The organism is Enterococcus dongliensis (assembly GCF_031927985.1).
Taxonomy (GTDB): Bacteria; Bacillota; Bacilli; order Lactobacillales; family Enterococcaceae; genus Enterococcus_A; species Enterococcus_A dongliensis.
The window spans coordinates 1-22979 of record NZ_JARPZC010000022.1 but is presented as its reverse complement, the minus strand read 5'-3'; the positions used below and the strand labels follow the sequence as shown (position 1 = coordinate 22979).

Below are 22979 nucleotides of genomic sequence, written 5' to 3'. Positions count from 1 at the left end.
AGTTTGAAGATTTAGAAACAGAGAAAATGTCTTAGCAGTCTCTACTAAAATATGTCCAAGATATTGACTCAAATCCAGTATTGCATTTGCTGATAGGTTCTTTGTCCATGCAAAAGCTACTTGTCCATGTAATAATCTGTAGTCAATTCTTGTCATTTTAATCATCTTTTTTAAAACCTCCTAAGTTTAAAAATCTTCACCTATTTGGGTTCCCAAATTATTTACATCAATTACTTCAGTTCCACTAGCCGAGTTAACGACGATTTCTTCCAATTGTTTTATCACCTCTTCTCTTTTTTCCTTGAATGATACTGATAACAATTCTAATACTAAAGCAAGATTCATTCCTGAAATCAGGAAATATTTCTCTTTTCCAATCATATACTCACTCACTGCACTATTTACGCTACCTCCCTTTAAATCGGTTATAAAAATCACCTCATTTGTTGCGAGACTAGAAACCAATTCTTCTAACTGATCACCTACACTTTTCCCTTCTTCAACATACGCTGCAATTGTATGAAGATTATCTTGTTTTCCCATGATAAACTCAGTGGTTTCCTTCATTCCAACGGATAAGTTGGAATGACTAGCTAAAACTATCTCCATTTTTGTCCTCCAGTTTTTATTTTTTTCTATCTTTCTTTATCTTAATAATATGTTGGAAAACGCTTTAAAACAATAAAAAAGAGACCAATTTTCAAAATAGGTCTCTTTTAGGAACCAATTAAGGAACCAATCATCTTGGTATTTCTATAGCTAAGTTTACCTTGTTGGAATCAAAAAATGATTGTGTATATTCAACGAGCTCATTTTGTTCTGTGTAACCTAAGTACTCTATACATAGGACATACTCACCAGCACGAGCACCAATTTTTTCTAAATTCATATTTTTCTCAACACGCCGAGCGAAAAACCTTTTTTTAAATATTATTGGTCGTTTATTTTTATATTCCATGTAGTCATAAAGAGAAAATTGACTAAAATCATAACGGTGTGCATCCTTAAATAATCTAAATGGAAAATATGCTTTTTGTATTGACACTGCTTCACTACCAGCCTCTCTTACTCGAATCAACTCAAAGAACTCAAAATAATCACCGAAAATAGTCATCAATTCAGGAGTATCATAGATAATCTTAAAGGATTCAACGAAACTAGAAGAAATCATACCTTTTACTTTTATGCCTTGACTTAAAGAAATAGGTGCCTCATCTCCGATATCAAACTTATTGGAATTATCTGTACCTAACAAAAAAGTACCCGCTCCCCTTTTTTTCATAAGAACACCCTCAGCAACTAATGAGTTGATTGCTTTTTTTATAGTCATCCTATTGTATCCAAGTAATTCTGATAACTCTCGCTCAGGCATTATTTTTTCACTAGGTTTAATATCTCCATCCTGTATCAAAGAAATTATTTCTTCTCGAGCTTTTTGATATAAAAATTTTCCCATGCAATCACCTACTATTCCTCAAAAATGAATGTCTCTGGACTTGAACTTTCTTCTTCATATCTGATTATTTTATTTTCGCGGTTCAATAAGTATTGTTTCTCAACTATTATTTGACCATCACCAATGATATGCAGTATTTCCGCCTCTTCATTCGTTGGCCAAGTTAATGAAAACTCCTTTTTAACTATTTTAACCTGTAGTAAATCATCTACTTCTTTTTCTAGGTTAACACATTCATTTGATTTAATATTTGAGTGGATACACGGAATAAGAGATTTTATAAATGCTATAGGACAATCATCTTTTTTTATTAGAAAACGCCGTTCTATTACCTTTCCTACTTGTATATTATCAAAAAGTACATTGTAAAAATTTTTCTCTTTATGAATAATTTCTTTATGTACCTCTGTATCATATGATGTGTTAGCCCTTTCCAAAGGAGTCTGATATACTCTGACTTTTTTATTAATCACCGTAATCCCCTATTCCTTTTTGTTTGTAAATATTTTATCATAGCTTAGGTTCAGCATTCCATCATACAAAATATTTAACTATTCAAGATCATAAATAAAAAAGACATCTTAGACCTCAAAAGTAGTTATTTGTAAAACCACTTTCGAAGTCAAGATGTCCATTTAGTTAAAAAAATTAAAGTGAAAATAATAAGATATAAATTGAATTTTTTACTCTTTACTAGTGATTGAGTCCTAGACCCGGATTATTCTTCTCGGTTCGCTCTTCAAGCATTTTTTGTAATTCAATAGTTAGCGATTTACTTTTTAAAGGAACACATTCACTGGGGTCGTCTATATACATTATCATGTTTGAGTCCGGATCGAATTGTTTCCATTCAGGAAGATCTGATGTATTAGGGTGATGATTTCTAGCAAAGTTAGCCCAATACTTAGCCATTGTATTACTAACACGAACATCACTTTCTCCATAATTTATAAATTTACTACTAAGATTTTGAAAATGATATGCGTTTTCGCTAGCATGATAGGCACCAAAATAATAGGGTTCTTTACCAGGAGTCACTCTTTGGAAAATGTAATAGAAAGTTGGTGATAATCGATTCTCTACTAAACAAGAAGCAAAATATCTCATATTTGCAATTGTGTTGTCAGATCTGAATCGTCCAAGAGCATATGCAGGTGAATCATTTAAGTATGCTCCATATTTTTCATAGATAAATTTCTTATGATTAGGATATTTGGTAGTCACAGTACGCTCAAATCTCTCTTTTTCAACCATTTCGCGATCACCAAGTAAGATAAAAGCTTCATCTGCAGTACATCCAAGAATAATTGGAATATCATGAATGTTTCCTTTCAAAAAGGATTGCTCCAAGCGATCTGGAATTAATCGTCCATCAACATATGGACAAAACTCTGAGGCTTCATATTCATCAGGTTTACTCAATAATTGATCTACTGTGGCCGTAAAGAGATCTTCATCATCAATCCCTACACTGTCCAAATATTTTTTACAGCGTTTCTGTTCTTGCAACTCATCGATATCCCACTCATCATGATTGAACGGTGACCCACTCTGAGTGATAGCTGCATGAAATAATCCCTTAGCTTCTGGGCAAGTTAATAACACATTAATAGCAGAAGAACCTGCAGAAACACCGAATAAAGTAACATTATCGGGATTTCCTCCAAAAAACTCAATATTGGCTTTTATCCATCGCAATGTCGCTAGCATGTCTTCTAATCCAGCATTTGTACACTTCTCTGATTTCTCATGCAACTTTGGATGTGCCATGAACCCAAATATACCAACACGATAATTGAATGTTACTACTACAACATCTTGATTACGCGCGAAATTACTACCCTCGCATCCTTCAGAAGTTGAAGAACCATTCATATAGTGTCCACCGTACAACCATACCATTACTGGTAAGTTCTTTTTTTGTGAATTTTCTGGAGTGTACACATTTAAATATAAACAATCCTCACTGGGAGAAGTTCTTTTTTCTGGAGGATACATAGAACCTTCAGAGCTTCCTGGCAACTGCATCGGACTTGCCTTAAATTTAGTAGTATCGAGAATCCCTTCCCATGAATCATTTTCAAAAGGAGGAAGAAATCTTCTTTCACCTACTGGCGGCATTGCAAATGGAATTCCTAAGAATTTATTCACTCCATTTTCATTTATTCCCTGAACTTTTCCCTTTTTTGTATCAATAATTGGTCCGTTCATTAATAAGTAGTCCTTTCGTTTATTATTCTTTTCTTAAACATCCTCTTTCAACAAACCATTAATTAGTTTTGATAGCGTTGAATTTGCTGATTTACCGTTATCTTTTTTTATAATACTTTCTGATATGATAAAGGAACCCCCTACGGCCACAATCTTGGGATGTGATAAATAATCTAGATAATTCGTTTGATCAATTCCGCCAGTGGGCAAGAACTCGACATCATAATAGGGACCACTTAACGCTTCAATCGCATTAAGTCCGCCATAAATATTTGCTGGAAAAAATTTGACAGTTTTGATACCAAGTTCAACAGCTTCTTGAATATCTGAAGGCGTTGCAACTCCTGGGAATACAGGAATATTCATTTTCTGACAATAGTTAATTACTTCAGGTATTACTGCTGGAGAAACAATAAATTTAGCACCATTATCAATTGCTGCTTTAGCTTCTGACAATTTCCTCACAGTTCCCGCACCAACAAGTAATTTACCTGATTTTGATAAGTTTTTTATCGCTTCTATTGCTAAGCTACTTCGAAAAGTTATTTCGATTAAACGAACATCATTTTTTAATAACAGAGTTTCCAATTTAGTAAGATATTCTAAATTGGTAACAGTGTACAAGGGTAACAATTTTGTATTTTTTATTTCATCTAAAATAGAATTGTTAGACATGACTAATCCTTCTTCATTTTTTTATTTTTCATTATCGCTTCATTAAGTCCTTGCATATAAGTTAATCCCATGGCCCTATCGTATAGTCCATAACCAGGGCGTGCTATTTCTCCCCACACCGCTCTTCCATGGTCCGGTCTAACAACCCCATCAAAACCTACTTCAATTAAAGCTTTCATTAAATCATACATGTCTAATGAGCCTTCTGTACTTGGGTGAGCCGTTTCTTTAAACTTTTTATTTCCTAAATATTCTACATTTCTGAAATGAACAAAATTAATACGATGTCCAACTTTATGAATCATATCAACCAAATCATTTTTCGGATCAGCGCCTAAGGCTCCCGTGCAAAAAGTGATTCCATTGTATGGAGAATCAACACACTCAATAATTCTTTGCAAGTCAGTTAGATTTCTGGTAATTCTTGGGAAATCGAAAAGTTCCCAAGGTGGATCGTCGGGATGGATTCCCATCCTGACATCAGCCTCTTCACAAACAGGGATAATACGTTCAAGGAAATATTTCAGATTATCAAAAAGATTCTCTTCTGTTACTCCTTCATAAAGTTTCAAGAGATTAGTAAACTTATTCAGTCTTTCTTCTTCCCAACCAGATAACTTAAAACCTTTTGATTGACTATTAATCAAAGTATACATTTCACTTGGCTGCATATTTTCTACTACAGCTTGATCGTACATAAGTGTATTACTTCCATCTTCATTTTGAAAATTCAAGTCAGTTTTAGCCCAACCAAAAATTGGTTTAAAACTGTAGCAAACTAAATCTATTCCACATTTTCCTAAATTACGAATAGTTTGAATGTAGTTGTCAATATAATAATCTCGCTCTTCAGAACCTGCTTTAATTGAATCATGAATTGCCACACTTTCAATACCTAATAACTTAAGTCCTTCATTTTCAATTGAATTCTTTAAATCCTGAATCTCTTGAACTTGCCAAACATCCCCAGGCATCTTACCTAATAAAGTGCCGATTACACCGTCAATGGCTGGAATCTGTTTAATATTGCTAAGTGGTATAGTATCGCTTTGTCCATACCATCTAAAACTCCATTTCATGTAAAAATCCTCCTTTTTGATTCTATTACTTTGTACATATCTATGGATGTGCTAGCACAAATAATTGCTCAATGCTTGAACGGAACGCTCAGGTAATATTTTTTTTGAAATATCCTGGACATCCTTCACACATTTTTTCCCCATCTCCTCTAAACACTCTTTTGTATAAGCTGCAGTATGAGGAGTGAGTACGATATTATCAAACGAAAGATAAGGATGATTATTTCTACCAGGCTCTTCCTCTAGAACGTCTGTAGCAAATCCTGCAATTTTACCAGACTTTATACCCTGAATAATTGCAGTTTCCTTAACCAATGCCCCACGAGCACTATTTGATATATATACTCCATTCTTCATTTTCTCTATCGAAGCTTCATCAATCATATGATAATTTTCTTCAGTAAGATTGGCACAGAGACATATGATATCTGATGATCTCAGTAATTCTTCGAGATCAACTTTTTTTGCGCCATAAGATCCGATATATAAGTTTGATTTATATGGATCATATGCAAGTACTTCACAACGAAATCCATTTCGCAAAATTTCTACTACGCAGCTACCAGTATTACCTACACCAATAACCCCTACCTTCTTATTAAAAAGTGTTCTGCCCACAAACGATGCTCTTTCTTCCCAACAGTCGTTTTTAACTCCAGTTCCTGCCTCCATAGTTCGCCGTAATACTGTTAACAGATTCGAAACATTATTCTCTGCTACTGCATCTCTTTCAACTAATGCTGGAATAATTGTTACTACAGTTCCGTGTTCTTTCGCTGCGTTTAAATCAATGTTATTGTAGCCAATTCCGTGTCTTGAGATCAGTAGTAACTCATCTTTATTATCGAAGAACTCTTTTGTAAAAAATGGTGTAACACTGGAAATAATTATGTTAAACCCTTTCAATAATTCTGCTAACTCTAAGCCGCTAATTTCACTATTTACTTCAAATCGTTTGACTTTTCCAATTTTCTTTAAATCATCGATATGTTCTGGAAAAATTTTTCCAAAACTACTCGAATTTACAATCGCAATATTAAAATTCAATACAACTACCCTCATTCTTCATAGATATTCGACTTTAGCCATTTTTTGCTGAAAATTTTTTGACAACATCAAAAATATTATCTTTTGCAGTAGAGATTAGTCCCTCACTGTTAAAATCTTCAGAAATACTAATTTGATTATAAAGTTCAATAAACATTGGTAGGTTGAGTCCGCATACAATATCGATCTTCCTATTCTGAGATAATCTCAGCGCAGTATTACAAGGACTGCCTCCAAATAAATCAACTAGACAAACAATGTCTTTTGAAATTGTTGAAATTTCCTTTTCTACTTTTTCATAAAAGGTATCGCCCGAGTCTTCTGGTACCAATGAGACAGATGATACATCATCTAAATCTCCAATAATCATTTGAGCTGAGTTAAGTAAACTCGCTCCAAAATCTCCATGAGTTAAAACTAGAATATGTTTTTTCATTTTATCCTCCAATTACATCAATTTATTCATCATAACTAAATCCCAGTCCGTTTACTTCTTGAACTTCAGATACTACCACAAATGCTGAAGGATCAATTCTATAGACTATTTCTTGAAGTGTAATATACTGTTTGTTTGGTATTACAATCATAATGATATCTGTACACTCTTCTGAATAACCGCCTTTACCATTATAGATCGTACTACCACGCCCTAAATTATTTACTAACACTTCATTTATTTCTTTGTACATCTTACTGATTATAGTAATTTGTCTGGCAGAAGTAGCTCCTAATAACATTGTCTTGTTTATCATCACAGAACCAATCCAAACAGAAATTGTTCCTATTAAAGTTTGTTCAATTCCGTATATTAAAAAACCTAAGACAATCGTGAACATATCCGTAACAAAAACTAGCTTAGAGATAGAAAAACCAGAGTACTTATTAATAACCAGAGGGATAGTATCCATTCCACCAGTTGAGCCATCAACAAGAAAGACTATCCCTATTCCAACGCCCGTTAAAATCCCACCAAAGAGGGATGCAATAATTGGATCCGAAACAATAGTGTTTCCACCAGTATATGAGGTGACCAATGATAAGAAGAAAGGATATAGAGCAGTACTGATTGCAGTTTTCAACGCAAAATTTTTTCCTAGAAAAACAAAACCCATAGTAAATAAGAAAATATTCAACAATAAAACGGTTGTTGTTGCAGAAATATCTATGAATGGATTCAACAAAACTGCTACTCCTGCTACCCCTCCTGTAATTACGTTATTAGGTACGATAAAAAGTCCCGATCCTAATGAAAGAATAAAATTTCCTAAAACCAAGTGCACTATAGACTGAATATTACTGTTTACAAAAATCTGTTTTTTTATCATCTGTACCTCACTTAAGATTCATTTTTTTAGAATAACCCAATTAATGAACCCAATAGAGACAAAATGATAATAATTCCAATAACTAAGTTGTAGCTTTGGCCTTTTTTACTGAAGTACCAGTAAATTCCTGCAATCACTACAAGTGGAAGCATACCAGGTAATATTTGATCCAGTAATTCTTGGATAACAATTGGATCCGCATTTGCTAGTTTAATCTTTATTGGAATAGATAATTTAACGTAACTCGCAGATAACGCTCCCATCATTATCAGACCTAATATACTCGATCCTGTTATTACTTTATTGATCATCCCTGACCCTAATAAAGACTGAATTGAGTCCCTACCAACTTTATATCCAAATTTAAATAAGTTATAACCCAATGCCAGACTTATAATAGGAAATAGAAACGGGAAAATCCCACCTAATATGTTACCGGATTGTGCTAATGTGACGGCAATTGAAAAAATAATAGGTCGCAGTGTGCCCCAGATTATCGTATCCCCAATACCTGCCATTGGTCCCATAAGTCCTGTTTTTAAACCAGAAAACATTTCATCTGGAAGATCAGCACCGCTTGCTCTCTCTTCTTCTAATGAACAAATGACCCCCAAAATCAGACCGGCAAAAGTCCCTTCGGAATTGAAAAACTGCAAATGTCGTCTTAATGCAGCCTTATATTCCTCTTTATCATCCTTATATAGCTCTCGCAATGAAGGTAGCATACTGACACAGAAAGAAAGTGCTTGTAATCGTTCATATGAATTACTTAATTCAGCAGTGAATATCCACCAGAAGTATGTCTTTTTTAATGATTTTTTCGAAAGGGATAATCGTTTCGCATTATCATTATCTACAACATTATTTTCCATATTAAGCTCCCTCACTTTCCATTTTCTTCGTACTAACTACTAAAATCGCAATACATAAACCGAATACTGCAGTAGCCATTGTATTTAGCCCTAAGTAAACTACTGCAAAATAACCAATTATAAAATATGGGAGAATAGATTTTTTCCCTATTGTGTAGACTACTATTGCAAAACCAAGAGCTGGTAATAACCCACCTGCAACTTCTAAGCCATGCATTATCCATTCTGGTAAAAAATTCATTATGTTGTTTACAACATCCGAACCGAAAAGTGTCACTAGAAATACAATTGGAAATCTTAAGATAAATCCTTGAATTATAGGGTAAATCACACCTTCTCGAAAAACACCTCTATCCTTACCTTCTTCAGCAAAGGAATCTGCTCTATGAATAAACATTGCATTCATAGTTCGACGAATTTGATCAATAAAAACACCTAAAACTCCAAAGGGTACTGCTAGAACAACTGCTTGCTCTGCTGTAAGTCCAGTTTTTAAAGCAATTGGAATTGCAATTACTGAAGCGAGTGTTGGATCTGATGGTAAGTTCCCTCCAGGCATAATCATTCCTAAATAAACGAGTTGAATTGTTCCACCCAACATTAATCCCGTTTTTAAATCTCCTGAGACTAATCCAAATATCATGCCGATAAACAAGGGCTGTCCTGGTACATCATAGAACCAGTAACCAATTTTACAGTGCCCGATAAAGTATAATAATCCTGCTGTTAGAGCCATTCCAAAATTTGAATCCATTATGAGGTTTTCTCCTTTCTATTTCATCTTCGACAAAGCTGCATCCAATTCTACTTTAGGTTCGGTTGGTAAAACATGTAAGTACACATGAGTTCCTTTTGCTTGAACCTCTTTTAATAGTTCTGCATCTGTTTGATCAAGTGAGATTTGATTCAATACGTTAGTTCTACCAGGACCACCACCCAATCCACCAATTTGTAATTCAACTATTGGAAATCCTAAACGTTGAGCTTCATAAATATCCTTAACCGTTTTAAAAAGGATCAATAATTTTTCGGATCCAAATTGATTTTCTTCCCATTGTTTAACTGATTCTTCGATTGAAGTGACTTCAACCTTTATTCCTGGTGGTGCTGCCATTGTATAAATGTTTGCTAAAAAACTATCCTTTGCTAACTCATTATTAATAATTACAATTTTTTCAGCATTGCATTCCTTGAGCCATTTAGTAATTACTTGCCCATGAATTAACCGAAAATCCGCTCTAATTAAATTGATTTTTCCCATAGCACTTTCTTCCTTTCGTTTCTAAATAATGTACCAACTTAATTGTGATAAAAAATTGATTTCACATCCTCCCCGTAGCTCTTTATCAATATCAAAAATCTTGTACACTTTTAATAATGCAATTACTATGCCAATATTATTGTGTTAAAAAGAAACATGATGAAATCAACCTTTGATTCCACCATGTTTCTTTTTTTTTGACTTTAAATCTCAAAACGATTTACTGTGTCATTCTGTGTCAAAAATATCCATCAAAAATCCCATTTCACAATTTGGAATTTCCAACATATAATTATTTTCAATTACCTTTATTCCAGCTTTCAAAACAGAATAGAGCTCTTCATCCTCCTGAATTCGATTTTCTATTTCAGGATAATTTATTGATTCTGTACGTAATACTCTTTCGATCATACTGGCGCAGTGGAGGACGAACAGTATCAGATAACGACTTTGATTGTCCCCCATCTCAATTTCATTTTTAACATACTCAAATGAATCGAGTAGAATATTTAGCGTCTTTTGTGGATTTAAAAATGTCAGTGACTCATTTAAGATTTTCATTAATCCATTTTCATTACTAAATTCAATTAGATTCTCCTCATCGTTATTAGAATAATAGCTACTTATTAAATCTCTCAACTGTAACAAGCCATTCTCTAACAGAATCTTTTCAGAAGGAATAAATGGAACCTGAGCTACATTAAGATTATCAATACCAACTATAGCCAATATTTTTTTATTTTTGAAATCTCCAATACGGAAATCTTGATTGTTTGTTGGAAATAACTCGATATTATATTTCGCTATCATAGAAACCGAATTTCTTAAAAAATTTGCTAATGCAATTGCGGCACCTTGGCCAGTTAAACAGGTGGTGATAATTACTTCTTTTGACTCAATACTAGTTTTTCTCTTCTTTACTTTCTGGTTAAAATGCGAATACATGATCTCTTTTACTTCTGAGTATATTTCATCAAGTTCATAATCAATTATTAAAGTTTTTCGTAAGGCTTCTAAAACAAAAGGAGTGGACAAAAAGTCAATAGTTCTTGTTGGAACTCCCGTCTTTTCTGTATAGAGCTCTCCAAATGAGTTTAGAGAACCCATATCCGTCATTATCAATATACCTTTACCCTCGTTAATTTCATCTGCGGTTTTTTCAAATTCCGCATAAAATTCATCTACTCGTTTCTCAAGTTGCATGTCCAATGCATGTGTATGCTCTGTTTCTAAAAGAGAGTTAGCCACTTTTGCTGTGTTTTTTGCAATGCCACTTCCATGTGCCATTAAAAGAAGTCCTACTCTTTTTTTATCTTTCTTTAAGCTATTTTGTTCATCCATTGCCAAAAATAAAGTAAATAAGTATGTTTCTTGAGGAGAAAAATCAATTCCTAGCTCGTACTCTAAATGATTTTTCACTATTTGAGCCACTTTCAATTCTTCTTCATACCTTTTTTTCAATTCATCAATATCTATATTTAGAGTTGAATGTCCAGTCGATTGATTTATTATAGAATTCACATGCATTGCAAATGCAACATATGTACGCTTAGAAAATCGCTTATTTAATTTTCTCTCTGCAATTTTTAAAACAACATTCACCTCATAATACACACTGGGCTCAATTATTTTAAAAATATTCTCATTCTCAGTTCGATTATATGGTGACGAAGGATATTCTTCTAAAATGCTTTGTTCTAACTCTTTTTTTATAGTATTTAAGCTCGCATCCTTATCAACACGTTTATACCACATCTGACTATTTAAAAGAGTATCCGGCGTTGATGAACCATCGAAAATGAATTCTCCTTCTAAACTATTAATTAAATAGTCTATTTCTCGATTTTTATCCGCATTTAGAATTCCTTCTAAAATATAACTTGGTAAAGCTTTTTTTGATACAGTAATTTTTTCGTTATGAGAAGTAATCGAATCCAGATAACTTCTTGCACATATTAAATTAATATCAGCTTTCAACTGGCCAACATTACCAATACATTGGTAGCCTAGTAAAGATTTGATGACTCCTTTTTTTACAATAATGGGTTTCTGAATCTTGTCGTATTCTAAATTGAAAAAAATACTAATCAATTCTAGCCTTTCATCTATCCCTCTATTATTAATATTAGGCAAATCTATAGCCATTGGAATTCTTCGTAGAAATGTAGCCAATAAAACTGACTCTATTGGTTCTGTGGTCGCTCCAATAATTAATACTTTTGAAAAATGATAATTGTCATTATCTCCTAATCTTCTGTACTTTCCAGTATCAATTAAGTGAAAAAGCATTTCCTGACCTTCAGCGGGTAACCTATGAATTTCATCTAAAAAAAGTATACCTCCATTAGCTTTGGACACCAGACCATGTTGATCACTTTCTGCCCCAGTAAAAGCTCCTTTTCTATATCCGAATAACGTAGACAGTAAGAGTTGTGGATTTTCAGAATACTCGGAACAATTAAAAATTATGAATGGAGCATCTTCGTTCAAGATCCCATGAGATTTAGCAAATTTGTACATTAAGTTTGCGAACATAGTTTTACCAGTTCCTGTTTCTCCAGAAAGAATGGTGTTAAGACCATGTGGAGGATATATCATAGCAGCACTTGCTTTTTCTATAGCTAATTTCAAACTCCCAGAATGCCCTACTATTCTCTCAAATACATTTAATGTTGGTTCTTTTTTACAAAATTCACTAAGATTCTCTACATTAGTTTTGTTAATATTCACACCAAAAATCTCTTTTATCTTATCAATAGGAAAATACTTTACAGGTCTTCCATCAATTTTTATTAATTTACCTTCTTTTACAAGTTTATTTAGTTCTTTACTACAATTAGTACGATCGATATTAATTGCTTCAGATATTTCAGTAGTTCCGATTCCATTAAAACCATTTTTTATCTCAGCATATCCAATATGACTAACACAACGCTCTAAAAAATTATATACCTTATCTTTTCTATACATAGCTTTCCCTCCTCATTTTTATTAGAGTGTTTCAAAATAGTATGATTCATTAGTTGAATATCCATGTAAATAATTAACGATGGAAATAGAATCCTTGTGAAAACGATAGCACATTTATAAATTGTCTTCAATGACGATTATGTATAGCAAACTGCATATTCAACTTTCATATTATAAAAAAAAGTGTTCCTTTTCGAACAAACGAAAGAAACACTTTACTATAATTTGGACTATTTGCTATTAATAGAAATCTGAAAAAATTACCTTGGTCTCTTATTGACTTCAGAACTGTCCTTTTTTTCATTTATTGCTTTATCTAGTAATGATGGATTCGTAAAGCACTCAATAATTGTTTGACTCATTGCTTTTGCCGATCTTTCGATAGCGATATGACTAATTGGACTAATAGCTAGTTGTTCATACTCTGGTGTATGAAGTGAGACTCTAGTAGGATTCAAACTAAAATAAGGATTAGTTGTTGGCATCAACTGGCTAACATTACCAAAGTCTGTAGAACCAAAATCATCAGGAAAATCGGGAAGTAACTTCTCACCCATTTCCTCAAAGGATTCACGGCAAATATTACCTAAAGTCTCACTAAAAGTTCGTGCTGCATATCCTTTTTGTTCTTCTATAGTTACGTCACATCCGGTTGCCAAAGAAGCTGCTTCAATACAATTCTTGACACGATTAATCAAACTTGCCATTTCATTTTCCTCTAAACACCTAATACTAAACTCTATTTTTGTATTATCTGGTATCATATTAGTTGCTACACCACCTTCAGAAATGCAGCCTGAAAGTCTTACATCTGAAGTAACCTGTTGCCTAAGAAATCCTATAGCATTAAAGAATAAATTTGCGGCATCTAATGCATTTATTCCTTTAAATGGTTGACTTGCAGCATGAGCAGATTTTCCTTTATATTGAATAGAAAAGGAATGTGTTGTTGTACACCGTCCAGCAATTCGAGTAGTACCAGAAGTTGGATGTACCATAATTGCTGCATCTACGCCGGTAAAACCGCCATTATCTATTATTTTTATTTTTCCACCGCCGCCTTCTTCTGCCGGAGTTCCAATTAATGAAACTTTTCCTTCAATGCCATGCTTGTCCATGGTAATTTTTGTAGCTAGATAAGCACCTAATGCAGCCGTACAAATTATATTGTGTCCACAAGCATGACCGATTTTGGGTAGAGCATCATACTCAGCACAAATGGCAAAATGATATTTAGGATTACCTACTGTATGGGTTGAGATAAAGGAAGTATCAATTCCACAAAATCTTTCTTTTACTACACACCCTTCTTTCTTTAAGTAACCTGTCAACTTACTAACAGCTTTATATTCTTCATAACAGAGTTCTGGGTTTTGATGTATGAATTCACTAATACTTATCAAATTTTCTTTATGCTTATTCACTGTGCTATATATTGTTTTCTTTATTCCTGTGTCCATTTTGTCCTCCTAGAATAATCCTACTAGTGCTCCTAAAAGAGACACTGCTAATACGCCTAATAGAATTGTTGTATACTTCACATTTTTCTTTTTTATTAAGTAATATAGTAAGAAAACAGCGACAAATGGTAGTAAACCTGGCAAAATTTGATCAACATATGATTGTATTGCAGTGGATTCACCATTTACTATCAGTTTAGGTTTAAGCTCCAACTTTACATACTGTGAAGAAAGTATTCCCATCATAAACATTCCTAATATACTAGATGCTGTAATAAATTGGTTGATTCTACCGTCTTTTAGAACCTGTAAAATACTTTTACGTCCGAACTTATAGCCTAACTGAAATAGGTAGTAACTTATTGTTGATGTAATTAGACTACTAACCACAAATGGTCCCATCCCTGCAATCCAACTACCTGCAGAAGCAAGAGGTAAAAATAAGCCGATTATGATTGGTCTTATTGTTCCCCAGTCAACTGTATCTCCAATTCCTGCTAAAGGACCCATAAATCCAGTTTTTAGACCTGTAATCATATCATCAGAGATCTCTTCACCTTTGGCACGCTCTTCTTCCATTGCAATTACAATACCAGGTATCAAACTTCCCCAAATACCTTCTGTATTGAAAAAAGTCAGATGCCTTTTAAGAGCACTACTCAATTCAGAATCCTCTTTGTATAACTTCTTAAGTATCGGCGCTATACAGGCAACAAATGATAAACTTTGTAATCGTTCAAATGAATTAGATAACTCACATGTTCCTAACCACATCATCCACGAACGTCGGATATCTTTTTTTGACAATAAATGTTTAGTATCTACAATTTTTTCAGCCATTAAATACTCCCCGTTTCTTCTGATGTTTTGTTATTAGTAAATGTTATATGCATAAATGCCATAAAAATTCCTAATAAGGCAAAGGCGATTGTGTTTACTTGTTGGGCATACTGGAATAAGAAAAATCCTAGTATAAAATAAGGCAATATCCCTTTTTTACCAATAACAGAAATTGTTATCGCAAATCCTAAGGCTGGTAAAATCCCGCCTGCAACTTGTAAACCAGTCATTATCCAATCGGGAACGAAATCCATAAAATTTTGTACAGCAGTTGGTCCTAAATAAATGGCAATCGTTACTGGAATGATGTAGATAGGAATAAGAGCTAAAGTTGGATATAAAAAATGGGCTCTTATAACGCCATTTGCATTTGCATTTTCGGCATACTTATCAGCCATATGAACCCATGCAGCATTTACTGTTCGTCTAATGTAATCAAGTAAAACCCCAAGTAACCCAACTGGAACTGCTAATGTTACTGCTACTTCTGGAGAAAGATTACTTTGAATTGCAATTGGCAATGCAATAAATGTGGCTAGTACTTGATCTGTCGGGATATTTCCACCAGGTTGAATGACACCCATGTAAATAGCTTGAATCGCTGCACCAATAATCATTGCCTGAGGAACATCTCCTAACACAATTCCGATTAGTAGCGCACCGAAAAGTGGAATGTTCTTTGGCCAAGTGTATAAAATACCCATACGACAAAAACAGAAAAGAACACCTAATATAATTGCTTGTGCTACACTCATTTTTTAACCTCCTAAAATTTGTTTTTAATATCTTCTAATTTCACTTCTCTTTCTTCAGGTACTGTTTGAAGATAAATATCAGTACCATCCTGTTGCAACTTAATCAATTCATCAAACTCATCTTTTGTCAAAGTGATATTTTTAAAAACTACTGTTCTGTCTGGTCCGCCACCGATACCACCAATTTGAAGTCGTTCAAATTTTATACCAGTTGTCATTGCCTTTAAAACCATAGGGATACTTTTGAATAGAATTATTGAATTATTTAAACCGCGATCACTTAAAAACTCAGGTATTTCATCAATTGATTTCACAATTAGTGTTACACCACTAGGTGCAGCCATTTGAAAAACTTCGATCATGAAATCATCACTTGCCAATGCATCATCAAAAATGATTACTTCTTTCGCATTTGTTTGTCCAATCCATCGTGTGACCACCTGGCCGTGTAATAAACGGCTATCTACCCTAACTAATCCAGCTTTTATCATAAAAGTTCCTCCTTTTGATACCGATTTCATTTTTATTTTTTTTCACATTCGTGTTATACTAATAGCACGAAATAAAAATATTTTTAAAAACGAGATCGATAATTAGATATATTTTTATTATATAGAATTTTTTTGATTTGTAAATACGTTTTATAAAAATATTTCGATAATTGGAGGTTATTATGAGTTATTTAGAGAATACTATTCAAGCTAGTTACCCTACACTAACGAAAAAAGAAGGGAGAATTGCAGATTACTTGTTGAATCATACAGACGAAGCAAAATCTAAAACAATTTCTGAAATTGCTGAAATATGTGAAGTAGCTGAATCAACAGTTTTTTTATTCTCAAAAAAAATCGGGCTTTCAGGTTTTAAAGAACTTACAGTCCTATTATCTAACAGCTCTAAAAAAAATGTTTTTGAAGGAATCTACGAAGAAGACGGCATTCAAGCCATTACAAAAAAAGTAGTCGATTCAGCAATTTCCTCAATTACTAAATCGGCCACTTTGATTGATTTTGAACAATTACCTGAAGCTGTATCATTATTAACGAGTTCAAAAAGAACAGTTCTATTTTCTTTAGGAGGTTCATCACCTGTAGCATTGGATGCATTTCATAAATTTTTACGTTCACCTTTAGAAGTTGATTATATTAACGATTACCATATGCAACTACTTATGGCCGGTAGAATGTCTAAATCTGATTGTGCCATTATTATTTCTCACAGTGGAGAGAACTCAGATATATTAAGAATTACAAATTTGCTAAAGGAAAATGAAGTTCCAATCATTGTGATATCAAGTTTTACAAACACTACTTTGGCTAAGGCAGCGGATCATCTGTTTATAGCACCTTCAGAGGAACTAAAATATAAAAACTCAGGAATATATACTAGAAGATTTTCACAATCATTAATCATAGATATTCTATTCACTCTAGTTATTACTATGAGTAATGAGGATCCAACACCTAGTCTTGAAAAAATTCATAATGCTATCAATTTAACAAAATAGTTGTGGCAGATATACAAGTGTACTTTTAATAAAAATAATATTTTGGCTATTGAAGTACTTATTTTGCGTACTGACTAAGAGGGTTATTTTCATGATAGTTTTATTCTTTGAGGAACACTGAATTTGAAACTTCAATAAGTTAATGGATTTCACAAAGTTTGTCAATTAAACTGTGGAAGTTAAATAGTTAAGAGTTTCTAACAAACAAAATTTTATTGACTATTTTTGAAATCAGACAAATTTTGTTTGGACACGTAGTTGAATAAACCTACCGTTGTTACGGAAGGTAAATCGCATACTTTTCAATTCTAGAGGAGAAGGTCTCGTTGATCATTAACTGATTAAGCACCATAGCCCAGTTTTGAATTCGACCACCTGACCACTTCGCGTGTAATTCTTTCGTGCGTAAATAAAGTAGTTTTAGGAGTGCATTCTCATTAGAGAACGCTCCTTTTTTTGTGACTTTTCTGAAGCTGGAGTAATTACTTTCAACCGCATTGGTAGTGTACATAATTTTTTGAATGGCACTACCATAATCAAATAGTTGTTCAACATGTGCAAAGTTCCGTTTCCAGACATCTACAGCACCAGAATAATGAGACCACCGATTTTGAAAACTGTCAAAAGCAGCATGTGCAGCGTTTAGAGAAGAAGCACCGTAGAACTTTTTCATATCTCGGCAGACTTCCTTATAGTCCTTACTTGGAATATAGCGCAATGCATTTCGAACAAGATGAACAATACAGCGCTGAACAATTACCGATGGAAAGATCGCTTTTGCGCCTTCTTCGAGGCCAGAAACACCGTCCATCGAAATGAAAAAGACATCTTCGACACCACGCGCTTTCAGTTTATCAAAATCAAAGACATATATCTTCGACGGTTGTTACGATATCACGTTGACTCATTCCTCGTGCATACATGGAAAGAACCTTCCCTTCAATGTCGGAGACATCTCGTTTTCTCTTAGGAATTAACTCTGGATCAAAGGAAGCCTCTCGGTCTCTAGGAACATCAATAGCCACTTCACCAAAAATGGTTTTAAGCGTTTTATTCCATAGCCATTTCGACGATTATCGTGTTCCTTAGGCTCTTTAGAATGGGCATCATAACCTAAATGGTTATTCAATTCTCCTTGAAGCATTTTTTCAAAAAGGGGCCCAAACACATCTTTCAAAGCATCTTACATGTCATCGACAGATTCAGGTTGATAGGCATTCAGAATGGATTCAGCTAACTTTTCGGCATCAGGATTTCTTTTCTTTCTAGCCATCGTGTAATCACCTCTTGATCTTATTTTAGAAAAAGAAAAACCGCGAAGCAACCACCTGCCTAGGATTAATGGTTACTTTCACGGTTTATATTACACTCTCGATATCATTGTTTTATTTTTATTCCTATAAAACTATTTCCTAAATTTAGAATTTCTACAATTTTCTTCGTTTCAGTATTATAAGCTACCTTAAAAAGATTCATTCCACTCTTCCATGATAGCCCAATTTTTTTATTCCTATGATAAGCGACTACCACCCCCTCAACTTTATTGTTTTCTATACCTTTTTGATAAACTTCAAGCCACACCAACTCGGAAAACGTATCATTTGCATCTTGATAAGTCTTTCTTTCCTGACCAAAGTATTCCGTATTAAGCTCATCGGATAGATACGATGATACTTCTTTTTTCTTATTCTCAATGTCATCTGGAGTAAAATTTAAGTTTGCTTCAAATACCTTTCTAACTACCAGATCATATTCGACACATATATTATCGTCGGTATCTGTAATCGTTGTTATTTGTTCCTTATTCTTTAATGATGCATAGAACTTATCCAATTCATTTGATAAGTTTTCATTCTCATCTTTTAGAATTTCTAGAACTACTTTTTGTTCTTTCTGTTTTTCTCTGAGGTTTTCAATAGTCCTCAACAGATCAATATTCTCTTGTTGACGATTAACATTCCAAAAGCAAAAACCGAAAATAATTGAAACTAAAACTAATTCAATCAATATATGTTTTTTCACATTGTTTGCTCCTTTTAACAAACTTCAAATACATTCTCATATCTTTTAAAATTCATTCTTGCCATTTACAGATTCTACATGATAAGTATTCAGAATAAGTTCGACTAAAATCATGGAATAGGCCTCTTTTTATCCTTTGTGTACTTACCGCTTTGTCTATTTAAAAAAAGAAAAACTGTGAAATAACCTCCTATTCAGAAATAGTGGCTACTTACACAGTTAATATTTCACTCTTTTCATGATCCTTTTTAATCGAAATTGGACCGGCGTAAATTACTTATCAAATCTTCAAATTCAAATTTAATATTATAAAACTTTGCTATCAGCTCTTTGCCATAATCTTTATCATTCCTTGCCTTATCGCTTACGAGGGCGTCCTGAAGAGCTAGCAAGTCCAATTCCCATCCTTTAATTTTATTAAAAAAGCTACGTCTATTTTTTCCAATATCCTTATTTTTATCCATACTTCTCATCAAATGATCTTCGAACTCTCTTATTAACCCCCTAATTTTTTTGCATTCTCTAGAAGTATCCTTAAGTTCATTTAAGTAGCTATCATGACTATATTTAATATAAAATTTTTTGGATTCTTCATCTTCAATTAATGAACTAGAATCAAATAAACTAAATTGTTTTAATTGATCTGCTGTTTCAGGGTCTGTTTCTTCCAAATCGAATAGTTCAGTCTGTATCATGTTGGCAAGGAGCTTGTTCTTAAAATTCAAATAGGAATGCTGAGAATTGTAATATGTTCTCTTAGTAATATTGGTATCTTGTTTTTCACCGGTAACTTCAGAAATAAACCTAGCAGATCCCATTGTGTATAAATCTGCATTTGCTTCGTCATACAACTCTTTTTTTAGTTCTGCTCTAGGTCCTACCTTCTCCCCTTTAGTCTGATAAATCCAATCTTCTTTCAAGTCATCAGATACAAAAACGACATTAGAATAATCACCTTTTTTAGCTTTCCCAATAATATCTTTCCAAATTAGAAGGTCTCCAAATTTTGTATGATATTCTATCTCTCCATACTTTCGTACCTCTTCTCCCTTTTCTGCTTCATCCATATAACCTGGAGGGAAGCTAATTTTATATCTTTCTTTCCCTTCAAGCTCTATGGAATTTATATCTTCTTGAGAAGGAGCGGCTCCAATTTTAGCAAACATTAATTCAGCCAATTGATTACTTGTGTCCTCAACATCACCAATTAATGAGAATTCTTTTTCTACCTCCTCTTGAATAAAGGAGTTTACAAATTTATTCAGTTCCTTACTAAAGTTCTCTTTTATATTTTTTCTTACTTCATTTTCGTCAGTGCTTCTAATCAGTGAACCAAAACTATCCATCTCTTCGTTGAAAACTTTAGTTAATTTTGGAACATTACTTTCCAGTTTGTTACCAAAATTCTTTTTCTGTATCTTAATACCTCTAATTACAGACTGTTTATTAAAATGAAACTCAAGTGCAGCTATATACGGAACCCATAAATTATCTGAAACGTTTTCCAAAGAATTGAATAATTTTTTTCGACTTTCAATAGAAAATCTAAAAATATGCAATAACACATTGGTGTCAATCACTATGAGTGTATCTTCAGAAAGATTACGAAAGTCAATCTTTTCCTTATGATAAAATTCCCTAAACATTTCTTTCATTTTTTTCTCCTTTGATTTCCATCTCGAAAACATTATACCAAACTTCCTCAATGATATAGATACCATTCAAAAAAATAATTGTTCGTTAAGAGTATACTTAGAGTTTCATACATTTTGATAAACCTTTTTAATAAACTTCACTGTGCCTTGAAGGTACGTGTAATTTTCTTCACCTTTTGTCATTTTTTTATACTATGTGCTTGAGTATCTTTGCCTCTCAAAAGATCCATCATGAGTGCCAATGAGATCGTAGCATCCTCATCGCTAACTGTTGTCATTTACTCAATCCAACTTTATACAATTTTACCGCCCACTCTCCATTCAGTTCGTTCCTTATCAAAAGATGTCCATAACAAGTATCTTGATCACAGACACAGAAACCATTTGAGGATTGTTTCTTGTCGAGATGCACTTCTTGCTGTTGAAGTTAATCCAATAAACAACGTTCCCTGCCGATCGATTAATCTGATCCAAAGAACTAAATGAACTTTTTATCCTTTACTACTTTATTCTTATGATTCTTCTACAGCGCGGGCAAAACAAACATCCCCAGATAATAAATATCCAAAGGAAGTATCAATTTGCCCTATATGAACAGAATCTGTGCCATAACCACCTATTTCAATGATCTTTGTAGCAGTTCCATAATAGTTTTCTGCAAGAATTGCGGTGTGTCCATCATTCCCGAAACCTCCACCTAGATTGACCACAATGATATCACCTGCCTTGGCTTCACTTTCTTGGATTTCTTGAAGATATTGTTTTAATCCTCGTGCATCACTTGTCATGGATGGAGTCGCCCACGGTACTTGAGGAGTCTTATATCCAGCTTTAGTCAGTACAAACCATACAAAACTGGAACAATCTGTAAAACCATTTTTATCAGGATTATCGATCGTCCCAAATTGAGTCCGTCTTTCTTGGGAATAACTGAAGTAGCCTATTAATTCTCTTGCAGTTTCAAGAATATCACCGCCATCTCCGGTACTGACTGACGCACATTTTGCTGCTAAATTTTCTAACTGGCCTTTTGCTGCATTTTCCATAGCAGCCCCTGAAATTGGATCGCTGCTGCCAAACTTCGCAAACCATTCGTCTGCCCTAGCATTCCGTTCTTCTGAATGCCATTGAGAAGAATCTTGGCTGAGACCTTCAAACCAGAGCAACCATTGATGTTGAGCTTCATGAACATCGGTCAACTGTAGCGCAGCTTTCGCTTTGGCGTAATAAGGATTCTCTAGTTCCTTTTTGAGAAATTCCAACTGGACACCTAGGTTTGACATCTCTTTCCTTTTTTCTGCCGCAAACGATCGTAGCGCCTCTTTACGAGAACCTAACCATTGCGCTAATCCAAAAGCACCACTTGATGGATTCTCAATATCTGGATTGAATCCACCACTTTCAAAATCCATACATCCCATTGGTCCTGCTGCTTCTTGTGGTGTTGCCTCCAATTCTGTTATAAAAAAATCGTAAATAGCTTTTGCATTTTCTTCTGATCCAGCATTATCAATATTAATAGATACTGCACTAGGTCTATCTTCACAAAGGTTTTCATCGTCTACGCCCATAATGTACATTCCCAAAATGAACAAAAAGGCAACGACTAAAACTGGAATCAGACACCCTAGGCAGCCACATCCGTAGCCTCGTCTTTTTCTGGTTTCTTCCATCCCAGCAATCCTCTCTAAAAAGAAAAATCCCTAGAGATTGATTTTCTCTAGGGTTAAATGTGCATATTATAAAGTAATGCATATTTTTTATATTTCTCTTAATTGTCAAATTAAGTTAGACAAATCATCAATACTTACGTAACTCAAAAATACTTCCAAAGGTGTTCGATA

22 protein-coding genes and 1 pseudogene are annotated in these 22979 nt (G+C 33.7%); 1 reads left to right on the top strand and 22 read right to left on the bottom strand.

What is annotated here, in order from left to right; translation table 11 throughout:
* From P7D84_RS13850 to P7D84_RS12510, 18 genes are all read right to left on the bottom strand, one after another.
* The coding region (locus P7D84_RS13850) for a PTS sugar transporter subunit IIB (protein ID WP_376716929.1) at positions 1-165 on the bottom strand (165 nt) is incomplete at its 3' end.
* A 21-nt stretch (positions 166-186) separates the two neighbouring features.
* Entirely contained in the window at positions 187-609 is a 423-nt protein-coding gene (locus tag P7D84_RS12590; RefSeq protein WP_311806659.1) for a PTS sugar transporter subunit IIA, read from the bottom strand.
* Between the two features lie 130 nt (positions 610-739).
* A complete protein-coding gene (locus P7D84_RS12585; RefSeq protein ID WP_311806657.1) occupies positions 740-1456 on the bottom strand; it encodes a GntR family transcriptional regulator in 717 nt (238 codons plus the stop codon).
* An 11-nt stretch (positions 1457-1467) separates the two neighbouring features.
* On the bottom strand, positions 1468-1929 hold the full coding sequence (locus P7D84_RS12580) for a hypothetical protein (RefSeq protein WP_016179254.1): 462 nt from the start codon (positions 1927-1929) through the stop codon (positions 1468-1470).
* Positions 1930-2149: 220 nt separating this feature from the next.
* The gene (locus P7D84_RS12575) at positions 2150-3667 is read right to left on the bottom strand and encodes a carboxylesterase/lipase family protein (protein ID WP_016179253.1); all 1518 of its coding nucleotides are present in this window, start codon (positions 3665-3667) and stop codon (positions 2150-2152) included.
* Between the two features lie 33 nt (positions 3668-3700).
* Entirely contained in the window at positions 3701-4342 is a 642-nt protein-coding gene (locus P7D84_RS12570) for a bifunctional 4-hydroxy-2-oxoglutarate aldolase/2-dehydro-3-deoxy-phosphogluconate aldolase (protein WP_016179252.1), read from the bottom strand.
* A gap of 2 nt (positions 4343-4344) precedes the next feature.
* Positions 4345-5421, bottom strand: a complete 1077-nt coding sequence (locus tag P7D84_RS12565; RefSeq protein WP_016179251.1) for a mannonate dehydratase — start codon at positions 5419-5421, stop codon at positions 4345-4347.
* Between the two features lie 51 nt (positions 5422-5472).
* A complete protein-coding gene (locus P7D84_RS12560) occupies positions 5473-6483 on the bottom strand; it encodes a D-isomer specific 2-hydroxyacid dehydrogenase family protein (protein ID WP_311806654.1) in 1011 nt (336 codons plus the stop codon).
* A 19-nt stretch (positions 6484-6502) separates the two neighbouring features.
* A complete protein-coding gene (locus P7D84_RS12555; RefSeq protein WP_016179249.1) occupies positions 6503-6904 on the bottom strand; it encodes a PTS sugar transporter subunit IIA in 402 nt (133 codons plus the stop codon).
* A gap of 22 nt (positions 6905-6926) precedes the next feature.
* A complete protein-coding gene (locus P7D84_RS12550; RefSeq protein WP_311806653.1) occupies positions 6927-7793 on the bottom strand; it encodes a YitT family protein in 867 nt (288 codons plus the stop codon).
* 26 nt (positions 7794-7819) lie between these two features.
* Positions 7820-8665, bottom strand: a complete 846-nt coding sequence (locus tag P7D84_RS12545) for a PTS system mannose/fructose/sorbose family transporter subunit IID (protein WP_016179247.1) — start codon at positions 8663-8665, stop codon at positions 7820-7822.
* A 1-nt stretch (position 8666) separates the two neighbouring features.
* Positions 8667-9419, bottom strand: coding sequence for a PTS mannose/fructose/sorbose/N-acetylgalactosamine transporter subunit IIC (locus P7D84_RS12540; protein WP_311806651.1), 753 nt, complete (start codon positions 9417-9419; stop codon positions 8667-8669).
* Between the two features lie 18 nt (positions 9420-9437).
* Positions 9438-9926: a PTS sugar transporter subunit IIB gene (locus tag P7D84_RS12535; protein ID WP_016179245.1), complete on the bottom strand. Its 489-nt coding sequence runs from the start codon at positions 9924-9926 to the stop codon at positions 9438-9440.
* A gap of 228 nt (positions 9927-10154) precedes the next feature.
* Positions 10155-12896, bottom strand: coding sequence for a sigma-54-dependent transcriptional regulator (locus P7D84_RS12530; protein WP_311806649.1), 2742 nt, complete (start codon positions 12894-12896; stop codon positions 10155-10157).
* 260 nt (positions 12897-13156) lie between these two features.
* Positions 13157-14356, bottom strand: a complete 1200-nt coding sequence (locus P7D84_RS12525; RefSeq protein WP_311806647.1) for a M20 family metallopeptidase — start codon at positions 14354-14356, stop codon at positions 13157-13159.
* Positions 14357-14365: 9 nt separating this feature from the next.
* Positions 14366-15196: a PTS system mannose/fructose/sorbose family transporter subunit IID gene (locus tag P7D84_RS12520; RefSeq protein WP_016179242.1), complete on the bottom strand. Its 831-nt coding sequence runs from the start codon at positions 15194-15196 to the stop codon at positions 14366-14368.
* On the bottom strand, positions 15196-15951 hold the full coding sequence (locus P7D84_RS12515; protein WP_016179241.1) for a PTS mannose/fructose/sorbose/N-acetylgalactosamine transporter subunit IIC: 756 nt from the start codon (positions 15949-15951) through the stop codon (positions 15196-15198). Before P7D84_RS12515 ends, P7D84_RS12520 begins: the two co-directional genes overlap by 1 nt.
* 11 nt (positions 15952-15962) lie before the next feature.
* Entirely contained in the window at positions 15963-16442 is a 480-nt protein-coding gene (locus tag P7D84_RS12510) for a PTS sugar transporter subunit IIB (protein WP_311806645.1), read from the bottom strand.
* Positions 16443-16624: 182 nt separating this feature from the next.
* On the opposite strand from P7D84_RS12510, the gene P7D84_RS12505 reads away from it, so the two are divergent.
* Positions 16625-17458 carry a MurR/RpiR family transcriptional regulator gene (locus P7D84_RS12505; protein WP_016179239.1) on the top strand — a complete coding sequence of 278 codons (834 nt, stop codon included), beginning with the start codon at positions 16625-16627 and terminating at the stop codon, positions 17456-17458.
* Between the two features lie 277 nt (positions 17459-17735).
* On the opposite strand, the pseudogene P7D84_RS12500 reads toward P7D84_RS12505, so the two are convergent.
* The 4 genes and pseudogenes from P7D84_RS12500 to P7D84_RS12485 all read right to left on the bottom strand — a co-directional run bounded on the left by P7D84_RS12500 (position 17736) and on the right by P7D84_RS12485 (position 22808).
* Positions 17736-18731: pseudogene (locus tag P7D84_RS12500) on the bottom strand (IS256 family transposase).
* Between the two features lie 104 nt (positions 18732-18835).
* Positions 18836-19480, bottom strand: coding sequence for a hypothetical protein (locus tag P7D84_RS12495; RefSeq protein ID WP_311806644.1), 645 nt, complete (start codon positions 19478-19480; stop codon positions 18836-18838).
* Positions 19481-19728: 248 nt separating this feature from the next.
* The gene (locus P7D84_RS12490) at positions 19729-21135 is read right to left on the bottom strand and encodes a PIN-like domain-containing protein (RefSeq protein ID WP_016179235.1); all 1407 of its coding nucleotides are present in this window, start codon (positions 21133-21135) and stop codon (positions 19729-19731) included.
* Between the two features lie 512 nt (positions 21136-21647).
* Entirely contained in the window at positions 21648-22808 is a 1161-nt protein-coding gene (locus P7D84_RS12485) for a phage tail tip lysozyme (RefSeq protein WP_311806641.1), read from the bottom strand.
* Positions 22809-22979: the final 171 nt, after the last annotated feature.

Bases quoted from the DNA above. Each gene is read 5' to 3' on its own strand.
- P7D84_RS12590 (WP_311806659.1), bottom strand. From the start codon at position 609: ATGGAGATAGTTTTAGCTAGTCATTCCAACTTATCCGTTGGAATGAAG.
- P7D84_RS12585 (WP_311806657.1), bottom strand. From the start codon at position 1,456: ATGGGAAAATTTTTATATCAAAAAGCTCGAGAAGAAATAATTTCTTTG.
- P7D84_RS12575 (WP_016179253.1), bottom strand. From the start codon at position 3,667: ATGAACGGACCAATTATTGATACAAAAAAGGGAAAAGTTCAGGGAATA.
- P7D84_RS12570 (WP_016179252.1), bottom strand. From the start codon at position 4,342: ATGTCTAACAATTCTATTTTAGATGAAATAAAAAATACAAAATTGTTA.
- P7D84_RS12565 (WP_016179251.1), bottom strand. From the start codon at position 5,421: ATGAAATGGAGTTTTAGATGGTATGGACAAAGCGATACTATACCACTT.
- P7D84_RS12560 (WP_311806654.1), bottom strand. From the start codon at position 6,483: ATGAGGGTAGTTGTATTGAATTTTAATATTGCGATTGTAAATTCGAGT.
- P7D84_RS12555 (WP_016179249.1), bottom strand. From the start codon at position 6,904: ATGAAAAAACATATTCTAGTTTTAACTCATGGAGATTTTGGAGCGAGT.
- P7D84_RS12550 (WP_311806653.1), bottom strand. From the start codon at position 7,793: ATGATAAAAAAACAGATTTTTGTAAACAGTAATATTCAGTCTATAGTG.
- P7D84_RS12545 (WP_016179247.1), bottom strand. From the start codon at position 8,665: ATGGAAAATAATGTTGTAGATAATGATAATGCGAAACGATTATCCCTT.
- P7D84_RS12540 (WP_311806651.1), bottom strand. From the start codon at position 9,419: ATGGATTCAAATTTTGGAATGGCTCTAACAGCAGGATTATTATACTTT.
- P7D84_RS12535 (WP_016179245.1), bottom strand. From the start codon at position 9,926: ATGGGAAAAATCAATTTAATTAGAGCGGATTTTCGGTTAATTCATGGG.
- P7D84_RS12530 (WP_311806649.1), bottom strand. From the start codon at position 12,896: ATGTATAGAAAAGATAAGGTATATAATTTTTTAGAGCGTTGTGTTAGT.
- P7D84_RS12525 (WP_311806647.1), bottom strand. From the start codon at position 14,356: ATGGACACAGGAATAAAGAAAACAATATATAGCACAGTGAATAAGCAT.
- P7D84_RS12520 (WP_016179242.1), bottom strand. From the start codon at position 15,196: ATGGCTGAAAAAATTGTAGATACTAAACATTTATTGTCAAAAAAAGAT.
- P7D84_RS12515 (WP_016179241.1), bottom strand. From the start codon at position 15,951: ATGAGTGTAGCACAAGCAATTATATTAGGTGTTCTTTTCTGTTTTTGT.
- P7D84_RS12510 (WP_311806645.1), bottom strand. From the start codon at position 16,442: ATGATAAAAGCTGGATTAGTTAGGGTAGATAGCCGTTTATTACACGGC.
- P7D84_RS12505 (WP_016179239.1), top strand. From the start codon at position 16,625: ATGAGTTATTTAGAGAATACTATTCAAGCTAGTTACCCTACACTAACG.
- P7D84_RS12490 (WP_016179235.1), bottom strand. From the start codon at position 21,135: ATGAAAGAAATGTTTAGGGAATTTTATCATAAGGAAAAGATTGACTTT.
- P7D84_RS12485 (WP_311806641.1), bottom strand. From the start codon at position 22,808: ATGGAAGAAACCAGAAAAAGACGAGGCTACGGATGTGGCTGCCTAGGG.